The sequence below is a fragment of the Bradyrhizobium yuanmingense genome (assembly GCF_025200905.1).
GTDB classification, from domain to species: Bacteria; Pseudomonadota; Alphaproteobacteria; order Rhizobiales; family Xanthobacteraceae; genus Bradyrhizobium; species Bradyrhizobium yuanmingense.
Window position 1 is genome coordinate 5,630,173 of sequence record NZ_CP104173.1, and the last position, 23,792, is coordinate 5,653,964.

Below are 23,792 nucleotides of genomic sequence, written 5' to 3' on the forward strand. Positions count from 1 at the left end.
TACCAGGGGTCCCTGACGCCCCTATGGACTTCGGGGACCGCTCCCCGTATCGACGCAGGTACGACGCAAGGCATCGCAACCTGCGATCTTTTCATTCAACAAACACGAATGTGTCTGTTATCGCGACTTTGCCGACGAGTAGAAGCCGTCAACAATGCTGCATCAAACTTCAGGTGCTCCCATTGTCTCTCATTACGGATCGAGGCCTTGTCCGTCGCTCCGGAGTCGAGGCCAATGACGACGCAAGCCGCCGAGCTACGCGAACAAGGCGCAGACGTGATCACACCCGGTCAGGGCGAATCCGATTTCGAAACCTCACTTGTTGCCTGCGAGGCCGGCATCTGCGCAATCCACGTCGGCCGACGAAAGGTATCTCTCCATTGAAGGCCCCCTTGTTTGACGAACGTGATCGCTGCAGGTCCTAGGGGTAATCCTAGGAGAAGCGTTATGACGATTTCGAGGGCGGAGGTGATCACATCGGTCGAACGGCGGCGCCGGTGGTCGCAGGACGAGAAGGAACGGCTGGTGGCAGCATCGCTCGAGCCCGGCGCCAGTGTTTCCGAGGTGGCTCGTGCGGCAGGCCTTCATGTCAGCCAGCTGTTCAGGTGGCGCAAGGAGCTTTGCAAGCAGGCTGAAGCGAGTATAGCGCCGTTCGTGCCGGTCGAGATTGGATTATCTGTGCCGCCGCGGGAGGTGGCCGAAGCGCCATTGACGACGGCGGCGCGTCGACGGAGGAGCCAGGGCATCATCGAGATTGATCTTGGTACCGGACCCCGCATCCGGGTCGATGGCGACGTGGATGGAGACGCGCTGCGCCGTGTTGTCGATGCTTTGGTGCGCCGATGATCCCGGTTCCGACGGGCGCGCGAGTGTGGCTTGCGACCGGCCACACGGATATGCGCCGAGGCTTTCCGTCGTTGGCGCTCCAAGTGCAGGAGGTGCTGCGCAAGGACCCGCTCAGCGGTCACCTGTTCGTCTTCCGTGGTCGGCGCAGCAATCTTGTGAAGGTGATCTGGCACGATGGCCAGGGAGCATGCCTGTTCACCAAAAGACTTGAGAGAGGAAGATTCGTCTGGCCATCGGTTGAGGGCGAAGCTGTAACGATCTCGTCGGCTCAGATGAGCTACCTGTTGTCGGGAATCGATTGGCGCAATCCGCAAGAAACTCATCGTCCGACGCGTGTCGGATAGCCGTTTTTGGTTTGAATCTGCGGCTTGATCTGATTCAATGGCTTCATGGTATCGAAGCCGGACGACCTTCCGTCGGATCTTGTCAGTGCCCTAGCAGCGCTGCAAGCCGAGCGTGAGGCCCGACTGCGAGCTGAGGCGATGGCTGCCAGCGCGCTGGCGGAGCTGTCGGACAACGCGGCGCTGATCGCGCATCTCGAGCTGCGGATCGAGAAGCTCAAACGCGAACTGCACGGGCAGCGATCCGAGCGCTCGGCACGGCTGCTCGAGCAGCTGGAGTTGGCGCTCGAGGAACTCGTCACCTCGGCGAGCGAGGATGAGCTTGCCGCACAGGCGGCGGCGGCGAAGGTGCAGAACGTCCGTCCCTTCATGCGTAAGCGGCCGGTGCGCAAGCCGTGGCCGGACGATATCGAACACGAGCGCGTCGTCGTTGAAGCTCCAACGACCTGCGCCTGCTGCGGTGGATCGCGGCTGGCGAAGGTCGGCGAGGATGTGACCAAGACGCTGGAGGAGATTCCGCGCCGCTTCAAGGTCATCGAGACGGTACGCGAGAAGTTCACCTGCCGCGATTGCGAGAAGATCAGCCAGCCGCCTGCGCCGTTCCATGCTACGCCGCGCGGCTTCATTGGTCCGCAACTGCTGGCGACGATCCTGTTCGACAAGTTCGGCATGCATATCCCGCTCAACCGCCAGAGCGTGCGCTTTAACACCGAGGGAATCGTTTTGCCGCTATCGACGCTGGCCGACCAGATCGGCCACGGGACCTTTGCCGTCATGCCGCTCTTCCACTTGATCGAGCGTCATGTGCTCGCTGCCGAGCGCCTTCATGGCGATGACACTACCATCCGGATCCTGGCGAAGGGCAAGTGCACGACCGGGCGGATCTGGACTTATGTGCGGGATGACCGGCCGTTCGCCGGGCCCGCGCCGCCGGCGGCGGTCTATTACGCCTCGAGCGACCGACGAGGCGAGCATCCCCAGAAGCATCTGGCCGCCTTCACCGGTATCCTGCAAGCCGATTGCTACAACGGCTTCGAGCCGCTGTTCGATCCGCAGAAGAAGGTGCTGCCGATTACGCCGGCGTATTGCTTTGCCCATGCCCGGCGAGGCTTCTTCGAGCTGGCCGACATCGAGAAGAACGCCCGGGAAGGTAAGAGGGGCAAGCCGGTCTCCCCGATCGCGCTGGAGGCGGTCAGACGGCTGGACGCGTTGTTCGAGATCGAGCGTGCCATCAACGGCTGTGACGCTGAGGACCGGCGCGCCGTGCGCCAGGAACAGAGCAAGCAGCTTCTCGAAGACATGCACGCATGGCTGCTGCGCGAGCGCGAAACCCTCTCGCGCTCGTCCGAGGTCCTGAAACCCATCAACTACATGCTCAGGCGCTGGGAAGGCTTCGCTCGCTTCCTCCATGACGGCAGGATCTGCTTGACCAACAATTGCGCTGAACGCGCATTGAGAGGCATCGCCTTGGGACGGCGCAATTGGACCTTCGCCGGCAGCCAGCGTGGGACCGACCGTGCCGCCATCATGCTGACCATGATCACGACGTGTCGTCTCAATGACGTCGATCCAAAGGCCTGGCTAGCCGATGTCCTCGCCCGTGTCGCCGATCTTCCTACATCACGGCTGCACGAACTGCTGCCCTGGGAATGGAAGCTTCTGCGCCAAGCCGGCAACTCCGGCGATCAGCAAGCCGCCTGATCCTTCACCCAACGCCATCATATAGCTCGCCGCACCCGCGCGCCCGCGTCAATCTGGCGGCCTTCCTCGTAGGCGTACGACGAAAGGCACCGCGCTCGTAGGGAGCAGGCAGCTACCCTGGCCTGCCAGCAGGACTTCAGTCGCAATCAAGGGCTCAATTCCAGTATCGATCAGACCATGTTTTTTGCGGCCCGAAGCAGGTCGTTTTCAACGCGACGTTTGCAAGCCTCGACAGCTGGGGCAACGGCGGTTCGGAGGCCGATGCAATGACCGGCTGGTGCGTTCTGCATGGCGTAGGACCTTTGACTCTTGTCGAGGCATCAATCTCGTCCAGAGTCGAATCTTTTCTCAAAGGAGCTCAATCGCGCAATATGCAGCTGTCGAGGCACCGTCTGGCCTCCGGGGTTCTCTGAGCAATTCGCGCGCCTTTCCGCAACCCTGTCGCTGCAATCTCGGTGGTTTGAGCCGGGCTCATTCTTGAGGGCTGCACTCCATTTCGTTGAATGGAGGGCCATCGGCTCCCTCTCAGCTAGTCTAGTATCTTTGTCCTTGGCTCGGGGCCGTTCGCGCAAGTGGGGCAGCGGAATCGAACGGCTGCCGAGCCAGCGGAACGGCTGAGCTCCGGTCAGCGCAGCAAACCTGCGCCGCCGCAATTGATAGGGGAGCGACATACCAGCGCCTATGGGGGCCGCCCAGTAGCGTCGAGGAACGATTCGATGACACTCATCGAATAATTCGATCGACCCCCCAATTTGTTGACGTTTTTATGTAGGTTATAGCCTGTGGTTTGATGACCATCGAAATGGCTGCTTTCGCGCATGAGAGCTCGTGCGCTTGTGGCTTACAATGTGCGCCGGATCCGCGTCCAGCGCGGTATTCCGCAAGAGCAATTGGCCTATGATGCAGGTGTTGATCGCTCCTATATGAGCGGTCTCGAGCGCCAACAGGCGAACCCGACAATCGATCTTCTCGATCGCCTTGCCGAGACGCTCGACGTTGCTGTCTCCGAGCTGTTTGTTCGGCCATCCAAGGGTGCGCCGCCACCCGCGACCTTACCTAAAGGTCGTAAGCCGAAGCCGACACGCCGCAAAAGGACCTAGCCGCCCTGACGCACCGAGCCGCTGACGCCGATCTTGTGCGGTGATCAAGTATTAATGCTCCCACGCCGATTTTGTGCGCAGCCGACCCTTGATATGCGGCAATCCCGCTTTGGACATCGAATAATGTGATGGATGCTCATTCTGGCGCCGGAGCAGACAATGGCGGCTCAAGACGATGAAGTTCCTTTAAATGCCATCCGCGCTTTTGTGACCGTCGCACGCGAAGGCAGCGTCACGCGCGCCGCCGCCAGCCTGGGAACGACGCAGAGCTCGGTCAGCCGGTATTTGTCCGTCCTGCGGGACTATCTTGGTGCGGATCTCATCGAGCGGCGTGGGCGGCGCAGTGATTTGACCGAGTTCGGAAGGTTATTCGCTAACGCAGTCTCTGAACCGCTCGAGACAGTCGGCTTCACCGCCAAGAGAATGCGGCGGCGGGCGGCCGTAGGCACCAATCGGATTGTCGTTCGCACATCACTACCGACTTTTGCTTTCTCTATTCTGATTCCAAATCTGCAAGCGTTCTCTTCTGAAGCGGGCGGCGTCATCGTGGACGTCGTGAGCTCGCTCGCGCCGCCGACATCTTCAGATGATTTTGATATTTTGATTACACGCGACCTGTCCGTCATCGAACCCGCCGACAGTTGGGAGATCTACAATGAGGAGCTGGTATGCGTCGGGCCGCCAAATCTGGTCGCGGGGAGAGAGCTCTCGATCGTCCGCTCAACCCCGATGCTGAACATCACATCACGCCCCGACATCCTGCCCACATGGCTGAGGGCCGTGAACCTGTCCTCAAACGACATACGAGCGGGCGCGCGCTATGATCACAACTATCTCGCTCTGCCGGCGGTCATGACAGGAAAATGCCTCCTCGTCGCACCGGAAATCATCGTCAGTGATCTGGTGCGAGGGGGCGCTTTGCAAGTCATCCCCGGCTCACGCGCGCCAAGCGGCATGCAATATCGCGCCTATGCTGTGGATCGAAGCGAGCATCCCGAGATCGCTCGCTCTTTTTGCCGATGGGTGGCTCGTCTTTGCAAAAAGGTTGCACTTGCGCAGGCTGCCTGACGCCTAGCAGCTTCCCTTATTCAAGTCGAGAGCACTCAACTCGAGAAAACCTTCCGAGCAGAGTCGTCAAACCCTTACGAAGATAGCGCCTGTCTGTGGCAGCTATCCAGACGCCAGCGCGATAGTTGGCACGCAAAGGTCTCATCCTATCCGCGATTGTGCCATGCCAGAAGAATTGGCTGCCCAGAACGGAGGTGTGCCATTGATCGCCCAAGAGTTCATGAACTGTCCTTCCTGCGTCTGCCCTTGTGGAGGAATGCGCGGCAGCGAAGGCGCATGAGGCGCCGCCCCAGTTTAACAAGTCGAATGGTTCGGCTGCGCAAATCGTCTGTTTTCCAGCCCCGCTCAGCAATGCGATGGCTTCCAAACAGGCCTTGCGCGATTTGGCGATAGCTATTTCCTTCCTGCCATCCATCCAGTGCGCGCAGCGCCAGGATCAGCCGCCGCTGCTTCAAAGCCGGCAGAGCAAGAGGAGGCGTGCCAAGCGGCCGATGCTCAAGCGCGAGATAAAATCGACCTGCGGCCTGCAAGCGAAGCTCTAAATTCGCATCGAGCGGCAGATCGAGGATGACAGCAGACCCGCCCACGGGAAGCTTGCTCAGCAAAAGGCGATGGTTCGCGCCGCCGAGCGGCACGATTGCATGCCATCCGTCCGGCGCGCGACGCACCTCGCTGCCCGGCAGATTGGCGACGTCCAGCTGGTAGCTCTTAGGCGCCGTACGGTTGGCCGCCCGCACGGGCAGTACGGTCGACAGCACCTCGGGCGCCCAGAAGACTGCTTGCTTGTCGAAAGCCTCTTGCGGATCAGCTGGAAAACGAGAGCCCCCACTTCCGGCGGAACTGGCCCGCCGCTGCGCTTGAACGTTCGCGGCGAGATAACCGCCTATAATCCTCTTGGTAGTCGCGATCTCGGCGCAGCCACTCCCAGGCCAGGTCGGGCGCTTCTGCGCTCTTGAGGCCGCTGTATGCCTCCTCAGATCTCCAATCAGTATTCGGCATCTCTCCGTTTCCCGCATGATCTTCACACGCGGCGAACTGCAGCCGATGATTGTGGCGCTTTACGGCTGCATGCGTACCGTGCGCCCGTTTTGCATGCACTTAATCGATGCCACGATCATCTTTTGCGATTGCTAGGAATTCTGCCGATCCTGCTACCCGCCCTGTTCATTCCTTGGGCCAACCACCCCGGAGCAGATCGCGGTAGCCGTGGCTCGCTAGCCACTTGGCCCGAGCCAAATGACTTTCGAGGGTGCGTCGCGCGCGGTCCGGTTCAAGGGCCGTGTCAAGTCCCAGCACAATGCGCGCGATTTCGCGCCAATCTGCCTTGTCAGCGTCGGCATCGAGAAGTCGCATATAGGTGATAGCGTGCTCTTTGTCGTATGACGTGAGCTCGTGCGCGCTAGGCGCCAAATCTGCGATCTTCGGATCGGCCGGCACTCCCTGAAGCTCCTACCAAGTTGAAAACTCTATTGAAATCGGAGCAACGATAACGGACTTGGGGCCATTTTGGTATTGCTCGAATCGTCGCGGTCCCAAGCTATTTTTCCCCTAACGTCGTAACTGCGACCGCATATCGGCTCACAATGACCTCGTTGCTCCATTCTCGGCATGTGTTCTTTGGTCAGCGCTGGATCTTTATTCGCAGTCCATACCGCCACTGGGCGCAGATTTGCCACACAGCTTAGGCCGTCCTTGCTCTTCACTCTCCCGAATCGGAATGGCCCCCCTCGTACCCCCCCCGAGCCCTGGTGAAGATCGCGGCTTAAAGTCAGCCAAGCGGGATGAATTCGTTCACTTTTCGAGCTTTAGCTGACCCCGCTCCATTTGATCGCGCCGCCCGAAACAAGCCGCGTTCATTTCCTCTCCCGCCAGAAGCGAGCTGTCGCGCGGTGAGCGCGCCTGTGATGGGTTGATGACATTCGAAAATGACAAACTCCATGACATCTCACGTCTCACCGTGGCCCGCTCCCTAGAAGCAACCGTGACAGAAGAGCAAACGGCGTGAGTGTGAGCTTACCGGAATAGTGTGGCTATAACCAGTGGTTTCATAGCCGTCAGAATGGCTGCCTTTGCGCATGAACGCTCGTGCGCTTGTGGCCTGGAATGTGCGCCGGATCCGCGTAGAGCGCGGCATTCCGCAAGAGCAATTGGCCTATGATGCCAGGATCGACCGCTCATATATGGGGCGCATTGAGCAGAAGAAAGAGAACCCGACCATTGATCTTTTGGACCGTATCGCCGCGACTTTCGATATTCACTTGTCCGAATTGTTCGCAGAGCCGGCTAACGGTGCGATGCCCCCAAGCCGATGTCTAGGGGACGCAAGCCGAACCGCCAGTGCCGAAATAGGAAGTAACTATTCCGGAGAGCCGTTTTGTAGCTAACCACGGGGACAGACGAGCCGGAGCGGCCTCGCGTGCCCGCTTTGACTCTGTGGCGGCGATTCTGAACCTCCGGCTCGAGCTCTGCCGGTTCCTCTTAAACAGCGCCAGCGCGATCTGCGTCCAGCTAGCCAGAAGCATGGCTTACGCTGCTCGCGTAAACTGATTGTGTGGCCGCTTGAGGCCGAGGTTTTCTCTAAGAGTCTGCCCTTTGCTTTTCGACCTAAACTTACCGCGGCGGCGCAATTCGGGAACGACGAGCTCCACGAAATCCTTGAGCCCGCTCGGAACGATGGGGGGAATAAGGTTGAATCCATCGGCCGCATATTGATCGAAGGTATTGATCATGATGTCGGCTATCTCATTAGGCGTCCCTACCGCCATGAGATGTCCGCGCGAATCCGATATCAAGCGGATCAGCTGTCTCCAGGTCATTCCTTGGCGTGCAGCTACCTCGAGGAGCACCTTCTGGCGGCTCTGAATGAAATTCGTCTCGGGCAAAGTGGCCGGAACTAACGAGTCCAAATTGATGGCACGCAGGTCGGTGACGAACCCCAGCCACCGATCTGCCGTCTCCGTCAGGACGTCTGGATCTGTATAGGACTGCAGTTTCTTAAGCTTATCGGAGGCCTCCTGCCTGGTCCTTCCAACAATCGGGACAATGCCAGGCATGACCAACACCTGATCGTCTTCGCGCCCCAGCCCGCGAGCCTTCTCCTTTAGATCTGTATAGTACCGCTTGCCGCTTTCAAGCAATGGCTGTGCCGTGAAGACGACTTCAGCAAATTCTGCAGCAAATTTGACTCCGGCCTCGGATGAGCCAGCCTGAACCAGTACAGGATAGCCTTGGGGGGGCCGCGCGATATTCAGTGGGCCTCTGACCGAGAAATAGGTTCCGCGGTGATTGAGGAAGTGCAGTTTGGCCGTGTCGGCGAAGATTCCGCTTTGCTTGTCACGAACGAAGGCATCATCTTCCCATGTGTCCCAAAGCCCCTTCATGACGCCTACGAACTCTCTGGCCCGCTCATAGCGCGCGTCATGCTCTGGAATTTCCTCATCACCAAAGTTTGCACCCTCGAACTTATTTCCGGAGGTCACGATATTCCAAGCGGCACGTCCGTGCGAGAGGTGGTCAAGCGAAGCGATCATACGTGCGAGATGATAAGGCTGGTGATACGTCGTGGTCGCTGTTGCAACAAAGCCGATATTCTTTGCTTTCGATGAAAGAGCCGACAACAGCGTGATCGGCTCAAACGTATCGTTTCGGCCTGCACGCGCTATGTCTGCATGATCTCGCTCGACGACACTTGGGCTGTCCGGAAGAAACACGAAGTGAAATGCCGCGCCTTCGGCAAGAGCCGTAAGGCGTGCATAATGCTCGATATCGACCCCGCCAGTCTCCGGCACGCTCGGATCGCGCCACGCTCCTTCGATATATCCCGCCTGCAAGACGTATAATCCGAGCGCCATCTCACCATTTCGCGCCATGCCGTACTCCCCTTCTCAAGCGTCTCATGTTAGAGTCACTGGCCAATCGGCCGAAAACCACATTCCAAGGTCTAACCGCCGCACCACGGTTTTTCAGAACCGCACAAGCGAACAAAGCAGCGGAAGAAAGGCAGCGGCGGTACAGATTGAGGGTTGCTGCTGTACAAGCGCTCTTCTTTCACCCTAGGCCTTCGCGAACAAAGCCCGTTTCCGACGGTTCGCTCTGTTGCCGCTGATGTCGAAAGTATAGGTGCCACGACCACACATTCGCATCAACAGCGAGCACTAGTAGTTGACTTGAGCGCCACTGTTCATTCGGCCTGTGCAGTTTTCGCAAATAGCGGCCGACTTCCACCGCACTCGACCTCATTTGTCTCGGCCCTTACGGAGAGCGCCTGATCGACGCAGCAGCTGATGCATAGCGGCCTATCGTCTTTGCAGGCTACCTTATGATCCGGTCAGGAGACCGCCGTCGAACCGAGGCGGTTCCTCAAGTAAGGTGAGACTCCTTTAACGAGCGGGCAGCGCCTCGCCCCAATTAAGTGTTTGGCGCACCGACTTGCGAACAAGAATCAAACCCAAGCGCAACTGCGCAGTTATCGCACGTTCCGGCCTCACATTTAGCTGCCAATCCCCCGCGTGCGCATGGGTTTATGGGGTCCTTAAACAGGCCGCATGTAAACGCAACGCTATGTCGTCGGAGCTTCTTCAGAGCGCCGTCTTTGTCTCAGCTCCACATCGGAGAGCATTTGCGTTCCGATGATGCCCTTCCCTTCGAGTTTCGAAATTTCGGCGTCGCAGAGCCCCAAAAGCCCGGCCACAATTTCCCTGTTATGCTCTCCCAGCGTCGGGGCTGCTCGGCGGATCGAATAAGGCCGTGCGCCTTCACGAATTGGGATCGACGGCTGCGGGTGCCCACCGATGAAAGCGCGTTCAACGTGCTGAAAGAATGAACGAGATCTTAGTTGCGGATCTTTCAATAAGTCAACGGGCAGGCGGACCACGCCGGCTGCGATGCGCGCTGCCTGCAGCAAGAACATCGCATGATCTGCATCAAGCGTGCATGTCCAGGCTTCGATGGCGCTCTCGATTGTCTCCTCCATCGCACGGCGGCGGTCCGCAAGCTTGAGTGAGGGGTCAGCAGCCCAGTCTGGTCGGCCGATCACGCTCGCAAGTCTCTGCCACATACCGGCATCGGTGGCAGTTATCGCGATCCAGCTGTCATCCCCGGCGCAGCGGAAGCAGCCGTGCGGCACAAACTGAGGGTGCCGGTTGCCGTACCTTCTGGACGTACCACAAAGTGATTGGATAATGATCCATGGAGCAGCAAGCGGCATCATGCATTCGACCTGCGCGAGATCAACAAACTGCCCCTCCCCAGTCTCGCGGGCGTGGATCAGCGCAACCAGAAGTGCAGCGCAACCGTTCAAACCGCCTATCGCATCCCCGAACGCAACATGGCTCATCACCGGCGGCCCGCCGGCAGTTCCTACCACGCTCGGCAACCCGGAAGCCTGCTCCAGCGTCGAGCCATATGCTCGGCAATCGCGAAAGACGCTGTTCTTTCCGAAGGCTGACATTGACATCACCACGAGGCGCGGGTTGAGCCTTCTCAACACTTCGTAGCCAAGCCCAAGCCTTGGCAGCACATCAACCGAATAGTTGTCGACAACAACGTCGGCGCTCTCTATCAGCCGCTCAGCGAGCGCAAGGCCGTCGGGTCTGGTCAGATCGAGCGTGATGCCGCGTTTATTGCGATTCATCATGCAAAAGCGCAGCGTCTTCTCGTGCATCTGACGATTTACGTAATCCGGCCGGCGATCAACACCGCGCCACCAGTCCGGGTACTGGATCGCCTCGATCTTGATCACGTCCGCACCAAGGTCGGCAAGGGTTCGCGTACACAATGGGCCAGCCCAGCCCATCGAAAAGTCGATGACGCGAGTTCCGAACAAAGGCTGTTCGGCCGGGCTGCCGGAGCCGCGGAATGTCGACGCTCCGTTGGTGAGCTTCGGTCTGGTATTCGTGGAAGATGAAGATTGCCGCTCACCGGGGGACGGAACCTTTCCGCCGCGGCGAGGTGGTGTCAAGGTCAGCCGCTGCATCGAGCCAGCGGTCAGCGCTCTTTCCTGGCCGACCAGAATGGGTACGATTGCGCCACGCTCAATCTTCTCTTGATCCTGGAGAAGAGCGCTTATGTCTGGCACCGGTACAATCGGGATCTTGCGCTTTAGCCCCTCGGCAAACCACTGCTGCGCGGTCCACTTCCTCAGCCTTGGAATGACCAATCGTTCGATCTCCTCCACATGGTTCAGACGGTCGGCACCCAGCACCAGGGCTGGATCGTCACGCAATTGAGGAAGGCCGAGCATGTCGCAGAACGCACGCCATTGTGCCGGGGTTATTGTCGTGACGCCGAGCCACCCCATTTTTGTTTCATAGATGCCGGCTGGAAAGTTTGGCCAGAAGCGATTGACGCCGATCCGACGCATCACATCGCCGCGCTGGTATGCCTCGAATAACTGGTACTCGCTGAGCGAGATACAGGCTTCGAAAGAACTGACCGTGTACGACCGCCCTGCTCCAGTCTGCATTCGCGCAATCACTGCCGAGGCAGCGGCGATAAAGCCCCATAGCCCCGCCAAGATACCGACCTGGAAATCCGGCGCGTGCAAGGGTGGGCCCTCGGCCGGCCCAACCAGCTTGATGAGGCCCGCAAGGGCGCGAACGATCAAATCGCTCGCGCTGAATTCAGCATAGGGCCCCTCCTGACCGAACCAGCTCACGTCGAGGTAGATTAACGCTGGCTGCCGTTGGCGGATTGCGGCGATATCGATGGGCGGACAGCTCGCGCCATCGATATCGCCGCCATCGACCAAAATGTCGCAATCCTCAATCAAGAGTGTGATTCGCTTGACCGCCTCTGGGTCCACAGGATTAATGACAATACTTGATTTGTTGAAGTTCAGGAACGCAAACCACGCACTCTGGCCGCCCGGGGTCAGCGGAGCGCTGGAGCGAAGTGGATCGCCAGACGGTGGCTCGACCTTCCATACCTCAGCGCCGAAGTCGGCAAACAGCCGCGCACAATAGCTTGTCGCAGCTGAGCTACCAATTTCGACCACTCGCACCTGCGACAACACTTCTCTGGAGCGATTCATTTTCTAGGCCATGATTATGCTTCGGAATCCGCCCGATGACTTAGTGCGCGTCAACCCCAAGCCGCCCACGAGCGCGCGACAGCCCCAAGCTTTCAAGCTATGACAGCTTGGACACGACCGTCACCATGGATATGTTCGGATCCACCTGCTCGCCTTCCGCTGATGCTCAGCCTCCCAGCAAGGACCATGCCGGATCGCACTGCTCAAACACAATCCTTTCGACGCAACACCGCGCATCGCTTCCAACGGTTCGCCATCTCGAACTGCTGACAACTCACAGCTGATGGATATGCGAACTCATCCTGAGCTACGGAATGCACTTTGAGATCCTACCGCGTCATTAGAGCGTCCTTAGGACCGGGACACCGTCCTACAGAGACGAGCCTCCTCGACAGGCGCCGCATAGGATCGGACCACCCGTCTCTATCAGACATTGCGCACCCGTCGGTAGATGTCTCGATGAGTTTCCTCCACGGCTGGCTTGGCCACACGCTCAGGAGACGCTCGTGCGCCGAGTGATAACATAGCACCCCTCTTTACCCGAACATTCCTGTCCGCTACATTGCAAACCGCTGGACTTACGACACCCACCTCGCGGGCTTCGCCCAGAGCGTTCCACGCCGATCTTCTTCCAAGTTATGCCTTGGCATGATGTGATACAGCAGCGCGCCATCCATTTGACCACATCAGCGCAGGGGAAGTACTGTAGTCGTTCACCTTAGACGAGGCGATCCATCCGCTCTCAACTCGGAGCATAAGTCCGCTATGACGTCACAAAGACGCTCATCGGCTAAGCGGCGAACTCGCCACCTGTGATATCGATCGTCGCACCCGTAATAAAGCTTGCTTCCGGTGAGGCAAGAAACGCAGCGAGGCACGCGACTTCCTCGGCCGTTCCGAAACGACCGACAGGTATGCGGGCGAGGGCGGAACGGTTTACCGCCGCCTCTGCTGGCCCAGTTAGATCACTGAGAACCCGACCTGGGGCGATACAATTGACCGTGATACCGTATGGGGCGAGATCACGTGAGGCGGCGCGGGTTAACCCGACCAAACCCGCTTTCGATGAAGCATAATGCGGACCCGCGATCAACGGCACGGCGCGGCCCGCCAGCGATCCAATGTTGATGATGCGTCCATAGCCGCTTGAAATCATTGATGGCGCCAAGAGCCGTATGAGAAAGAACGGGCTGCTTAGATTGACATCGATGACCCTTGCCCATTCTTGAGATGACATCTGCGAGAGCCAAGGAGCATTCTGGTCGACGCGTTTTGGTGAGATGCCGGCATTGTTAACTAGAACGGTGATCTTGCCCCACCTTTTGCGGATCTGGTCAACAAACTGGGTTACTTCAGGTTCCTGAGTGACGTCGACCACTCCTGCACAAATGCGATCTTCCGAACAGCCGAAACCCTCTAGCGCATGCTGCACGTGCTTGGCTTGTGTCGCCACGAAGGCTACTCGATAACCATCCGCCAAGAACCGCCGTACAACGCCAAGTCCGATCCCGCGCGCTCCTCCGGTTACGAGTACAACGCCCGGATCACCCGCTTTCAGCTTAATTGTCGCCATGCTTCATGGACCTCCGAAGGAGCGTCTTTGTTTTGCGCTCGTTAGCGGAGATGGCGCCCGAAAGACGCGTAGTGTCCACTAACAGAACGACTCTCATGTCCGCCGCGCACCCCACCAGATGTACCTTGTTGCCGCTGCCCGGCTTTGTGGCGTTTAGGCAAGGGGCGGTCATTACGACGCGGCCGCCGGGACCCTGTCCAAAATGCAGTCACACAGCCGTTCTATGTCGCCAACATCGTGATCTGCCGTAACGCACACTCGAACGCCTGCATTTCCTTGGGCCACGGTTGGAAAGAATATCACCGAGGTGTAAAAGCCAGCGTCGAGCAGCTCTCGTGCCACCGCAACCGCCTTAGCTTCCGATCCTATAGAAACCATTCGAATTGGAAGTGAACTGCCTTGCTCGATCGTAGCGATCCGACCATCAAACACCTTGATTCGTTGCCCCAGCTGCCTCTGCCGTTCGCCAAGTTCTGCTGAGCGATGGATCTTACACGAGCCTAGCGCCGCACCAACTGCTGCCAAATTTGGTGCCACGGAGAATGCGTAAGGAATAGAGTAACGTCGAAACAGAGCTTCTTGCTCGGCCGTTCCCAACATCAACATGCCGCCGGATGCTCCAAATCCCTTGGCAAGCGAGGCCGCTATGATTGTGCGATCACCCAAAACTTCCGGAAACTGAGTGCGCGCAAATCCTTCGCCTTGGCTTCCGAACAGCGATATGCCGTGTGCATCGTCGATATATAGAAAGAGGTTATAACGCTCCTGGAGCTCGCGCAGCTCCTTGATGGGCGCGTTTCCACCCATCGAATAAACACCATCGCAGACATAGGCGACTACCGGATGCTTGCGGCACAACGATTCAAGAGCTTCTATATCATTGTGCGCAATGGTTTCCACTCGCGTTTCATCCGCGACCACGGGCTTGTGATAGGCAAGCGAGAGATGCGCGTGACGATCAAACGCGACAACCGGCTTCGCGCCTCCTGTCAAAACGCCAGAAGCGAGAATTGGCATGGCGCCCAAATTGGCGAGCATGACGGTCGAAAAGGCGATCACACGCGCGCGGAACATGTCCGACAGATTGACCTCGAGCTTCGCCAAGAAATCGAAATTGAGTCGGGTTCGCGCGCAAGACCAGTGTAACGATCGGTGCGCCTCTATTGCCTCGATCGCTCCAGATACAATCACGGGATGATTGTCCAGCCCAAGGTAGGAACACCGCACAAAATCAATGATCTGCCGTCGATCATCAAGTGGACCTGTGCCTAGAGCAAACGTGCGTCCAGCCGTAGAACGTCCGTGAACAGCCATGAGACCGGCGGTATGAGCTGCATCAAAAAAGGGCCTGCTCTTGTTGATGACATACGCAGTGTTCCGAAAGTGTCGTTTCGGACGAGCACCCTCAGGAGGCCCGATCTGCCGTCTCATGTCGTTCTCCAATCATTCTGCAGGCGTGCGCTCCAGGCTGCCAACTTAATGCAGTGCGCGGCGTGGCGACGTCCCGACGGACCTCTCTAAGCAATGGAGAAAGGCCTTGTCGGACCTTATAAGCTGGAGCGAACTTACAGACGGCAAGTCGGGTTGGCAGCTACTAGATCAAAGGGGGCTTGCTGTTCACGAATGCGAATAAGCAGCTGCGTTGAGGATGAGCTAGCAAGTCGTTGGCCTCTTCTTTTTGAGGCGAATGGGACTCACCTGCAAGTTAGCTCTTCTAGTGGCTGGGGACGTCTTGTGAGATGCAGCTTTGCGGTGTCGCCGACCGGCCGCAGAGTCTACTGGAGAACAGACTATCGTATCGCGAGCACACGAATCGAGGCAGCCAGAAAGGCGCTGACCGTCACGTGCGTATGCACTAGCTTTCTTTTCAGATACCCTAACATCAAGCATCCAGCGCACGTCTACAGATCTTAGCCGCTTGCGGCCACAGGGTTCGCCGCGAGGCCATTCCGATGTGCAAACACATAGCCATGCTCTCAGAGCCGTCCTTCACTGCCGTCCTTCGCGCTCAAGAGTGACTGCTACCGTTCAGCAATCCATAAGTGCTCACAATGGGCGTTGTCCGCGGCATCACTCACCAGGCGGCAGACATCTCGTCCTTTCTTTCGCTGGAGTCACGAGTATTCCCCTATGCTGTCCAGCACTCTCGATGGCGGTCGAGAAAGCCTCCAAATACATCGACCACGAGCTCAGCGTCAGCTTGGGTCATGGCTGTCGACATTGAAGCTGCGGTGCTATGCGGGAACATAACGCCGTTTTCGACAAAGAAGTCGCCAAGCTGCTTCATGAGTTTTAGTCGGCCGGACGAGAGATAGGCTTCGCGATTGTCTCTCGGAGCCACTGCCATCGGATGAATGCGAAAGAGAGAGGCGGCTCCAGTGATGCAGAGCGGCGCCCTCCGCTTTGAGATGGCTCGGGCAACCCCGTCCCGAACAACATGCCCGAGCTCGTCAAGCTTTGCGAAGGCCGCATGATCCAGATGCTTCATTGCGGCAAGACCGGCTGTTATGGACAGTGGATTGGCGGAAAATGTTCCGCCTTGCGGAAGCAGAGGCCGCCCCGCTGAGGCGTCGAATACTCGCATTACCTCTTCGCGCCCTCCTATTGCTCCAATTGGCAAACCACCACCGATGATTTTCCCCATGGTGATGAGGTCCGGAACAAGGCCGTACAAGGCGGAAGCACCTCGGAAGCTCTGCCGGAGATTTAAAACCTCATCCGCGATGACCAGAACACCGTTCTTGCGGGCCGTATCCTGTACCGCGGCAATGAATTCGGGCTTGGGCGCAGTAAGACCACCGCGGCTTGGCATCGGATCTAAAATGACCGCAGCAAGGCTGTGCCCATGAAAGGACAGTAATTGGCGGGCGTTCTCCGTGTCATTAAACCGAAGTACAACGACCTCATCCAGCACGCTCGCGGGCATACCGCGATAGAACGCGGTCGACCTAGGCGCCGCGGCATCACCCCAATTGTCCGGGGTTGCCGCGACGCTCACCTCAGCCCAATCGTAAGCGCCATGATACGCGCCCTCGAGCTTGGCGACCTTTGAGCGACCGGTGAAGGCACGCGCAGCTTTGATCGCGAACAGCACGGCCTCCGTTCCGGTGTTGACAAAGCGCACCCGCTCGACGCGAGGAATACGGTGACAAAGTAATTCGGCTAGCTCGATCTCGCTCTCGTTCGGATTTGCGAAACAAGTACCGCGCTGAACTTGGCGCGTCAGCGCTTCCACCACGGGCGCAAACGCGTGACCGTGGATTAGCGCCGTAAAGTTACCATTGAGATCGAGAAAGCGGTTATCGTCGACATCGAACAGATAGCTACCTATGCCGCGTTCGATGTATAGCGGCTCCGGATTCCGCTCGACCGTCACTCGCGACGTACCGTCAGGGAAGACCCGCCGCGCGCGAGCGAAATGATCTTTGGATTTTCGCCCAACTTTGGATCCCACCATATCGAACCTCACCGATACGCTATTTCCCGCTATCAATCGACTGAGACCAAGTGCTCACCTTGATCCAGCAGCCTCTCGCCTCCGCAAATTGCGAGTGCCTCAGAGCACTGGTATTCAATTCGCGAGTCCAGCCGCTCTATCCCCTGCCGCCCTTGGCCAGATATGCTTACTAGTCGGCCGTCCTGCCAGGCGCCGACACTTCTCCCTTGACTGGCGAATCGCTGACATTTTCATATGCCTGCCTGGTATAAGCCGGAGCGTTGATATGCACACTGCTAGCGCGACTTATTCCCTTTGTTTAGGATTGCTGCCGATACTCACGCGCAAAACGCCACCTAACTTCTCTCGTCGCGATTAACAAGAAATTGCAACTCGTCACCAGTTAGCCAGGCAATGAGATCATCGGCTACAATATTCTCCTCTACCAGATGCAGTACCGATCCGCCTGCCTCCCAATGCAAATGTCCGTATTGCGCAAGAACGCCCTTGGAGAGTAACCAGCGCTCTGGAAGTCCAACGACGAAATCAGGAGCCCACATCGAGAACGACACACCACGCAGCACTGCAGCCATGATCTCTGGCATGCCCTGTCCTCGAAAATCTTTGCGCAACCAGAAATCCCCGTGGTACGCGACTTTTCCGTTGATCTTCCTCGCACTTGGTGCGGTGCAACTACAACGATCTTGAGGGTGCGCCTGTGTCGCAGGATCGCCATAGAATACCCTTAAGGATTCAAGATGCTCCGCAAAATTGCTTTGCGACAGATCATACAGGCGTGCCGCCTGCACAAGCACGGCTTCATTGTTTTTATCGAGGCCGATCATCCAATATCCCTCCCCTTTTTCAATGGGCGAGCGATCCGGGCGGAACGTCGGATATGTCGGCACTTTAGTCGCAAGCACCTTTGTAATTGATAGGTACTTGTGAAAATCGAATCCTATCGAAAGCTTGATCCCTTTCTGAGCGGCGGCCTCGTCATATCTTCGAAGGAAGCGCGAAACGTTCAAAGGATTAACTACTCGCTTCATCTGCAACTTATCCCGTCCTGATCAGTCGCCTCACAGTCGGAGCGGCATGTACAAGGTACAGGTTGGCCGCGGAGCAGGCCACTACCAACTCCGGTGAGGACAAGGGAGAACGGGAATTGACTCGGTACAACCAACATCAGGCGACCACGGACATGAGTTGCAGGTTTTCCAATTGCATCAATCCTGCTATGTGAGAACACTCCAGTCGGGAGCTAGACTCGCAGATGCTACAAGACTTCCTTCTCTAAAACGGCTTTCCCGTTGATGCGCTGTGGGAGCCAGCTGAATTAAACGTCGATCAATTACGGCGCTCTCAGCTGCCAGCCAAAGGAAGGCCACCGCTGTCCTGCTCTTCTTGTTGGACTACTTTGTTGAGTCTGCGAGGCGCCGGCCGAACGCCGAAATACAATCACTTATTCGTATTCCCGCTCCTTCCACCAGGGAAAGAAGTCCGGCAGATCGGCCGGTACTCGATCTTTAAACACCGCCGGCCGCTTCTCCAGGAACGCCACAACGCCTTCCTTGGCGTCGGCGGAGCGACCTCGCGCGTACATGCTGCGGCTTTCGATCTTATGTGCTTCCATAGGATCATCGGCGCCCAACATCCGCCACATCAGCTGCCGGATCATCGTGATCGATACCGGCGAGGTCTTATCCACGATCTCGTGGGCGAGAGCACGCGCGGTTGGCAATAGCCGATCGGCACGCACGATCTTGCTAATCAGCCGGCCGGCGAGCGCCTCGTTCGCTGTAAATATTCGCCCGGTGTAAGACCACTCGAGTGCCTGCGCGATGCCGACGACGCGCGGCAAAAACCAGCTAGAGGCACCTTCTGACACCAAGCCACGCTGGGAGAACACAAAGCCAAAGCGTGCGGCGTGGGACGCGATCCGAATATCCATCGCAAGCTGCATGGTGAGGCCCATACCGACGGCAGGCCCGTTCACAGCAGCGATTACAGGCTTCAAACACCTGAAGATCCGCATCGCAATTTTTCCGCCGCCGTCACTGACCGAGGGGTCGCTGTAGTCAACCTTTCCATTGGGCAACCGCTTCACCGGCCCGCGCCGTACGTCACGATCGAACGTGTCGGCTCCTAGTGAAAGGTCAGCGCCCGCGCAGAAGGCACGGCCTTCGCCGGTCACGATAATCGCAAGGACGTCATTGTCTCCGTCGGCGCGATCGAAGGCATCCACAATTTCGCGCTCCATAACGGAGTTGCACGCATTGAGCTTCTCGGGACGGTTCAACGTAATCGTGAGGATTTGCTCGGAAACCTCATACTTGATCGTCTCGTACGCCATAGCAATCCTTTCACCTGTTGAACACGCAGTTTTACGAAGGCCTCGTTTGTTTTAACGCTTCGTCCAAAGAATGCTCGAATATCTCAAGACCATCATTGAGTGTTTCAGAGTCGATCGTGAGTGCGGGCAGGAACTTGATAACCTGATCGACAGGTCCACATCGTTCGACCATCAATCCTTTCTCAAATGCCCTCCGTGCCGTAGTTGCGGCAAGCTCGGGCGCTCCGCAATCAAACCCAAAGGCCATTCCGCGCCCACGAACGGAGAATCCGTTTCCATACTGGGCTGCTATAGACTCAAGCCTATGGCGCATAACTTCTCCCGTTCGATGAACACCCTGTGCGAAGATGTCGTCCCGCCAGTAGAGGTCTAGCGCTGCCGTTGCGGATACCAACGCCAGATTGTTTCCTCGAAACGTGCCGGTGTGCTCTCCCGGCTGCCAGGCGTCACACTCCTCCTTGATCAACAACATGGACAAGGGCAGACCGAATCCACTCAGCGATTTCGACAAAACAACAATATCGGGCGCCAAGTCGGCGAACTCGAAGCTAAAAAACTCGCCTGTGCGGCCACAGCCCATCTGGATGTCGTCAATAATGAGCAGCGCGCCTGCGTTCTTTGCGATGGCTTGGATCGATTGCAGCCACTCTTTGCGGGCTACGTTTATGCCCCCCTCACCCTGAACCGTTTCGAGGAGAATGGCGGCAGGATAATCGACGCCACTGCTCTCGTCTCCTAACAGCTTTTGCAAATGGCCGGCCGCGTCAGCGTCTGGCCCAAGGTAACCATCGTAGGGCATGAAAGTTGCGCCCGACAAGGAGACGCCGCTGGCGGCGCGATAATAGCGATTACCGCTCGCGGCGATCGCTCCCAAGCTCATGCCATGATAGCCGTTGGTGAAAGAGATTATGTTTTGACGTCCTGTGACTTTGCGGGAGAGCTTTATTGCCGCCTCGATCGCATTTGCGCCGGTTGGCCCTGTGAATTGGAAGCGGTATTGCAGATTCCGCCTCTGAAGTATGACGGAGTTGAAGGTCTCCATGAACTCGAGCTTCGCTGGCGTAGCCATGTCTAGCGCGTGGACGACGGCATCCGAGGCCAGATAGTCGGCGATGGCAGCTTTGAACCGACGATTGTTATGACCGTAGTTAAGGGTTCCGGCACCGCAGAGGAAGTCAATGACCTTTCGGCCATCCTCCGTCAGCATGATTGAGCCGCATGCCCGGCAGAAAACGGCTGGAAAGGAACGTGAATACATGCGCACGCCGGATTCAAGCGCTTCTAGAGTTTGCATGTTGCGTGACTCGATTATCGCTCCGGTCATGCGTCGCTCCTCCGACAAGCGAGCGGTTAGAAGAACAGCACGCTTAACTATGCGCGATTGCGCTTTCTCGCTGCATTTCTCTCAACTCATTACCTGAGACAGGACAACGATGAAGCTACCAGGACTTGTAGTGGCCGTGACTTACCGGGTCATAAGTCCACTTGCTTGAAGATGCTTCAAACGTCGGAGGCGATAGGGTCTGATGACAGACATGCTCCCTCGCCGAGAGTTGCTGCTCGCGGACCTTCTTCAAAACGGTGTCATGTCAGCAATTGCCGGCCAACTTTGCCCGGCATGGACGGTTCAATCTGGTGGTCCTGTTCCGACAGCTACCGCTCAAGAGCAGCGTACGAAATCGTTTTCGGAATGCGTGTACTTCCAGCAACAGTGTCTGTCACTTGTGAACACCGCCGGGTCTTTCAATTCGCCTCAGTACGGGGGGCCGCCTCGGAAAGCATCGATGTGCCAATGATGTGATCCTTAGCCAATTGCTCGATCTCCGCATCGGAGAGCCCGAGAAGTCCTGATAGGATTTCTACGTTGTGTTGTCCGAGAGTTGGCGCCGCCGTACGGATCGGATACGGTGTCGCGCCCTCACGAATTGGCATCGACGGCTGCGGGTGCAGCCCGACGAAGGCGCGATTCACTTCCTGCAGAAATGCGCGCGGGCTGAGATGCGGGTCCTTGAGTATATCAATTGGAAGGCGGGCAGCGCCGGCGGCAACCCCTACCGCTTGCAACTCACACATGGCCTGATCCGCATCGCGGGCGAGCGTCCAGGCTTCGATGCCTCTCTCGATATCATCCTCGATGGCGCGGCGGGCTTCGGGTGAGTTCAGAGACGGGTCCTTGGCCCAGTCCGGCCTGCCAATAATGGTGGCAAGTCTCTGCCACATGTCCGCGTCGGTAGCCGCTACCATGATCCACTTGTCCTCACCCGCACATCGGAAACAGCCGTGTGGGACGTGCTGTGGATGACGATTTCCATATCTGGGCGGCGGCATGCCATCGATGGAGTGCACGGTGATCCATGGTGCAATGAACGGCATCATGCACTCGACTTGCGCCAGATCAATGAATTGGCCTTTCCCGGTCTTGCGCGCGTGAATCAACGCAACCAAAACTGCAGCGCAACCATTCAACCCGCCAACGGGATCACCGAAAGCGATGTGGCTCATGACGGGCAGTCCACCCGCGTCTCCGACCACGCCCGGAAGCCCCGAGCCCTGCTCAAGGGTTGAGCCGTACGCCCGACAATCGCGATGGACGCTGTAAGACCCGAAGGCTGACATCGACATCATGACTAGCCGAGGGTTGAGGGCCCTGAGCACGTCGTAGCCAAGCCCCAGCTTCGGCAACACGTCGACTGAATAGTTGCCGACGGCGATATCAGCTTTTGCCAGTAACCGCTTGGCAAGGGCAAGTCCTTCCGGCTGCTTCAGATCCAGCGTCATGCCGCGCTTGTTGCGGTTCATAATGCAGAAGCAGGGCGCCCTTTCGTACATCCGATCTTCAAAGTAGCCAGGGGGCCTGTCAACGCCGCGCCACCAATCCGGATATTGGATCGCTTCGATCTTGATGACATCCGCACCAAGATCAGCCAGTGTGCGCGTACATAATGGCCCTGCCCAGCCCATCGTGAAGTCCACCACGCGGATCCCTTGCATAGGCAACCGGTAGCCATCGATGCAGCCCGCCAAGGATCGCGGAATAGTCCGCTCGGCCGTTCGCACACTACGGCGACGCTGCTGTTCCCCTACGCCTGGAACCTGCCCTCCCGGACGTGGTGGCGTCAATGTCAACCGCTGCATCGAGCCGACTGTGCACCCCTCTTCTTGCCCAAGTCGAACGCGCACGATTGCACCGCTCGCTATCTTTTCTGCATCCTGGAGCAAATCTGACAATTGAGGCACTGGGACCAGTGGAAGTTTGCGTTTCAGTCCTTCCGCAAACCATTCCTGGGCCGTCCGCGTTTTCAGTCTCGGAATAACGTGTCGGTCGATATGATCCATGTTTTGCAAACGACCTTCGTTGGACACTAAATCTGGATGGTCGCGTAGCTCAGATAGACCAAGCAATTCGCAGAATTTGCGCCACTGTTTTGGAGTAACCGCTGAAACGCCGAGCCAACCTTTTTTGGTTTCATAGATGCCGACCGGAAAGTTTGGCCAAAAGCGATTAATCCCGATCCGACGCATCACGTCGCCGCGCGCAAACGCGTCGAACATCAGGTACTCGGTCGGAGCGATCATGGCTTCGAAAATATTAAGTGACCACGACCTCCCCGCCCCGCCCTGCATTCGAGCAACCGCCGAAGACGCCGCCGCGATGAAGCCCCATAGACCAGCAACGATACCCGTCTGAAAATCCGGTGCGTGCGAAGGCGGGCCTTCGGTCGGTCCGACCAGCTTTACCAGACCAGCGAGTGCGCGCACCGTTGAATCAGTTGCGGCAAATCTCGCATATGGCCCTTGCCCCCCGAACCAGCTGGCCGCGAGATAGATTAAGCCGGAGCGTCGTTGCCGGATGGTACCAATATCAATGGCCGGGCAGTCAGCGGCATCAACATCGCGTCCATCGATCAAAATGTCACAATCGTCTATCAATTCCGACAGCCATGTGATCGCGTCTGGGTCCGTAGGATCAAGGACAACGCTCGACTTGTTGAAATTCAAGAATGCAAACCATGCGCTCTGCCCACCAGGCGTAAGAGGCGCGTCTTGGCGAAGTGGATCACCCGCCGGCGGTTCGACCTTTTGAACATCGGCGCCGAAATCGGCGAATAACCGGGCGCAATAGCTGGTCGCCGCCGAGCTACCGATCTCCACGACCCTCAGATGCGATAAGACTTCCATCGAGGACTCTATTTCCAAGTCATGCTGATGCTGTGGACGCGGCCGGTCGCAGCTTACCAAGATCGCGGCCCCGCCTGTTGTTCACTGGTGGACTGGCGGTCCCTCAGAACACGAACGACGACTGATACATGTGAGATCAATGACGTTCCCGCTCGTAAGCTATCA

General features: G+C 57.8%; 19 protein-coding genes. 7 read left to right on the plus strand and 12 right to left on the minus strand.

Annotated features, from left to right (window positions below; translation table 11 throughout):
- Window positions 1-234: 234 nt before the first annotated feature.
- From N2605_RS26270 to N2605_RS26295, 6 genes are all read left to right on the plus strand, one after another.
- Window positions 235-384: a hypothetical protein gene (locus N2605_RS26270; RefSeq protein ID WP_260343654.1), complete on the plus strand. Its 150-nt coding sequence runs from the start codon at window positions 235-237 to the stop codon at window positions 382-384.
- Between the two features lie 63 nt (window positions 385-447).
- Window positions 448-846 (plus strand): IS66-like element accessory protein TnpA, encoded by a 399-nt coding sequence (gene tnpA, locus N2605_RS26275; RefSeq protein ID WP_260343655.1) that lies wholly within the window; start codon window positions 448-450, stop codon window positions 844-846.
- Entirely contained in the window at window positions 843-1,190 is a 348-nt protein-coding gene (gene tnpB, locus N2605_RS26280; protein WP_260343656.1) for an IS66 family insertion sequence element accessory protein TnpB, read from the plus strand. Before tnpA ends, tnpB begins: the two co-directional genes overlap by 4 nt.
- A 45-nt stretch (window positions 1,191-1,235) precedes the next feature.
- A complete protein-coding gene (tnpC, locus tag N2605_RS26285) occupies window positions 1,236-2,888 on the plus strand; it encodes an IS66 family transposase (RefSeq protein ID WP_260343657.1) in 1,653 nt (550 codons plus the stop codon).
- 818 nt (window positions 2,889-3,706) lie between these two features.
- Window positions 3,707-3,988, plus strand: a complete 282-nt coding sequence (locus N2605_RS26290) for a helix-turn-helix domain-containing protein (protein WP_260343658.1) — start codon at window positions 3,707-3,709, stop codon at window positions 3,986-3,988.
- Between the two features lie 159 nt (window positions 3,989-4,147).
- Window positions 4,148-5,056: a LysR family transcriptional regulator gene (locus tag N2605_RS26295; RefSeq protein ID WP_260343659.1), complete on the plus strand. Its 909-nt coding sequence runs from the start codon at window positions 4,148-4,150 to the stop codon at window positions 5,054-5,056.
- Between the two features lie 218 nt (window positions 5,057-5,274).
- On the opposite strand, the gene N2605_RS26300 is transcribed toward N2605_RS26295, so the two are convergent.
- The 3 genes from N2605_RS26300 to N2605_RS26305 form a co-directional block, all read right to left on the minus strand.
- Window positions 5,275-5,814 carry a DUF2285 domain-containing protein gene (locus N2605_RS26300; protein ID WP_260343660.1) on the minus strand — a complete coding sequence of 180 codons (540 nt, stop codon included), beginning with the start codon at window positions 5,812-5,814 and terminating at the stop codon, window positions 5,275-5,277.
- 46 nt (window positions 5,815-5,860) lie between these two features.
- Complete coding sequence (locus N2605_RS36555; RefSeq protein ID WP_425248815.1) at window positions 5,861-6,055, minus strand: transcriptional regulator domain-containing protein; 195 nt, start codon at window positions 6,053-6,055, stop codon at window positions 5,861-5,863.
- A gap of 165 nt (window positions 6,056-6,220) precedes the next feature.
- Window positions 6,221-6,493, minus strand: a complete 273-nt coding sequence (locus N2605_RS26305) for a DUF2285 domain-containing protein (protein WP_260343661.1) — start codon at window positions 6,491-6,493, stop codon at window positions 6,221-6,223.
- Window positions 6,494-7,131: 638 nt separating this feature from the next.
- Here N2605_RS26305 and N2605_RS26310 point away from each other — a divergent pair.
- Window positions 7,132-7,440: a helix-turn-helix transcriptional regulator gene (locus N2605_RS26310; RefSeq protein ID WP_311735326.1), complete on the plus strand. Its 309-nt coding sequence runs from the start codon at window positions 7,132-7,134 to the stop codon at window positions 7,438-7,440.
- 141 nt (window positions 7,441-7,581) lie between these two features.
- On the opposite strand, the gene N2605_RS26315 is transcribed toward N2605_RS26310, so the two are convergent.
- From N2605_RS26315 to N2605_RS26355, 9 genes are all read right to left on the minus strand, one after another.
- Entirely contained in the window at window positions 7,582-8,925 is a 1,344-nt protein-coding gene (locus tag N2605_RS26315; RefSeq protein WP_260343662.1) for an LLM class flavin-dependent oxidoreductase, read from the minus strand.
- Window positions 8,926-9,614: 689 nt separating this feature from the next.
- The gene (locus N2605_RS26320; protein WP_260343663.1) at window positions 9,615-12,086 is read right to left on the minus strand and encodes a CaiB/BaiF CoA transferase family protein; all 2,472 of its coding nucleotides are present in this window, start codon (window positions 12,084-12,086) and stop codon (window positions 9,615-9,617) included.
- 790 nt (window positions 12,087-12,876) lie between these two features.
- Window positions 12,877-13,659 (minus strand): SDR family NAD(P)-dependent oxidoreductase, encoded by a 783-nt coding sequence (locus N2605_RS26325; RefSeq protein ID WP_260343664.1) that lies wholly within the window; start codon window positions 13,657-13,659, stop codon window positions 12,877-12,879.
- Window positions 13,660-13,830: 171 nt separating this feature from the next.
- Window positions 13,831-15,090, minus strand: a complete 1,260-nt coding sequence (locus N2605_RS26330) for an aminotransferase class I/II-fold pyridoxal phosphate-dependent enzyme (RefSeq protein ID WP_260343666.1) — start codon at window positions 15,088-15,090, stop codon at window positions 13,831-13,833.
- Window positions 15,091-15,787: 697 nt separating this feature from the next.
- Window positions 15,788-17,116 carry an aspartate aminotransferase family protein gene (locus N2605_RS26335; protein WP_260343667.1) on the minus strand — a complete coding sequence of 443 codons (1,329 nt, stop codon included), beginning with the start codon at window positions 17,114-17,116 and terminating at the stop codon, window positions 15,788-15,790.
- 335 nt (window positions 17,117-17,451) lie between these two features.
- Window positions 17,452-18,144 carry a hypothetical protein gene (locus tag N2605_RS26340; RefSeq protein WP_260343668.1) on the minus strand — a complete coding sequence of 231 codons (693 nt, stop codon included), beginning with the start codon at window positions 18,142-18,144 and terminating at the stop codon, window positions 17,452-17,454.
- A 413-nt stretch (window positions 18,145-18,557) separates the two neighbouring features.
- Complete coding sequence (locus N2605_RS26345) at window positions 18,558-19,448, minus strand: crotonase/enoyl-CoA hydratase family protein (RefSeq protein WP_260343669.1); 891 nt, start codon at window positions 19,446-19,448, stop codon at window positions 18,558-18,560.
- Window positions 19,449-19,479: 31 nt separating this feature from the next.
- Window positions 19,480-20,742 carry a diaminobutyrate--2-oxoglutarate transaminase gene (gene ectB / locus N2605_RS26350; protein ID WP_260347496.1) on the minus strand — a complete coding sequence of 421 codons (1,263 nt, stop codon included), beginning with the start codon at window positions 20,740-20,742 and terminating at the stop codon, window positions 19,480-19,482.
- Between the two features lie 449 nt (window positions 20,743-21,191).
- Window positions 21,192-23,627 carry a CaiB/BaiF CoA transferase family protein gene (locus N2605_RS26355; RefSeq protein WP_260343670.1) on the minus strand — a complete coding sequence of 812 codons (2,436 nt, stop codon included), beginning with the start codon at window positions 23,625-23,627 and terminating at the stop codon, window positions 21,192-21,194.
- Between the last annotated feature and the right edge of the window lie 165 nt (window positions 23,628-23,792).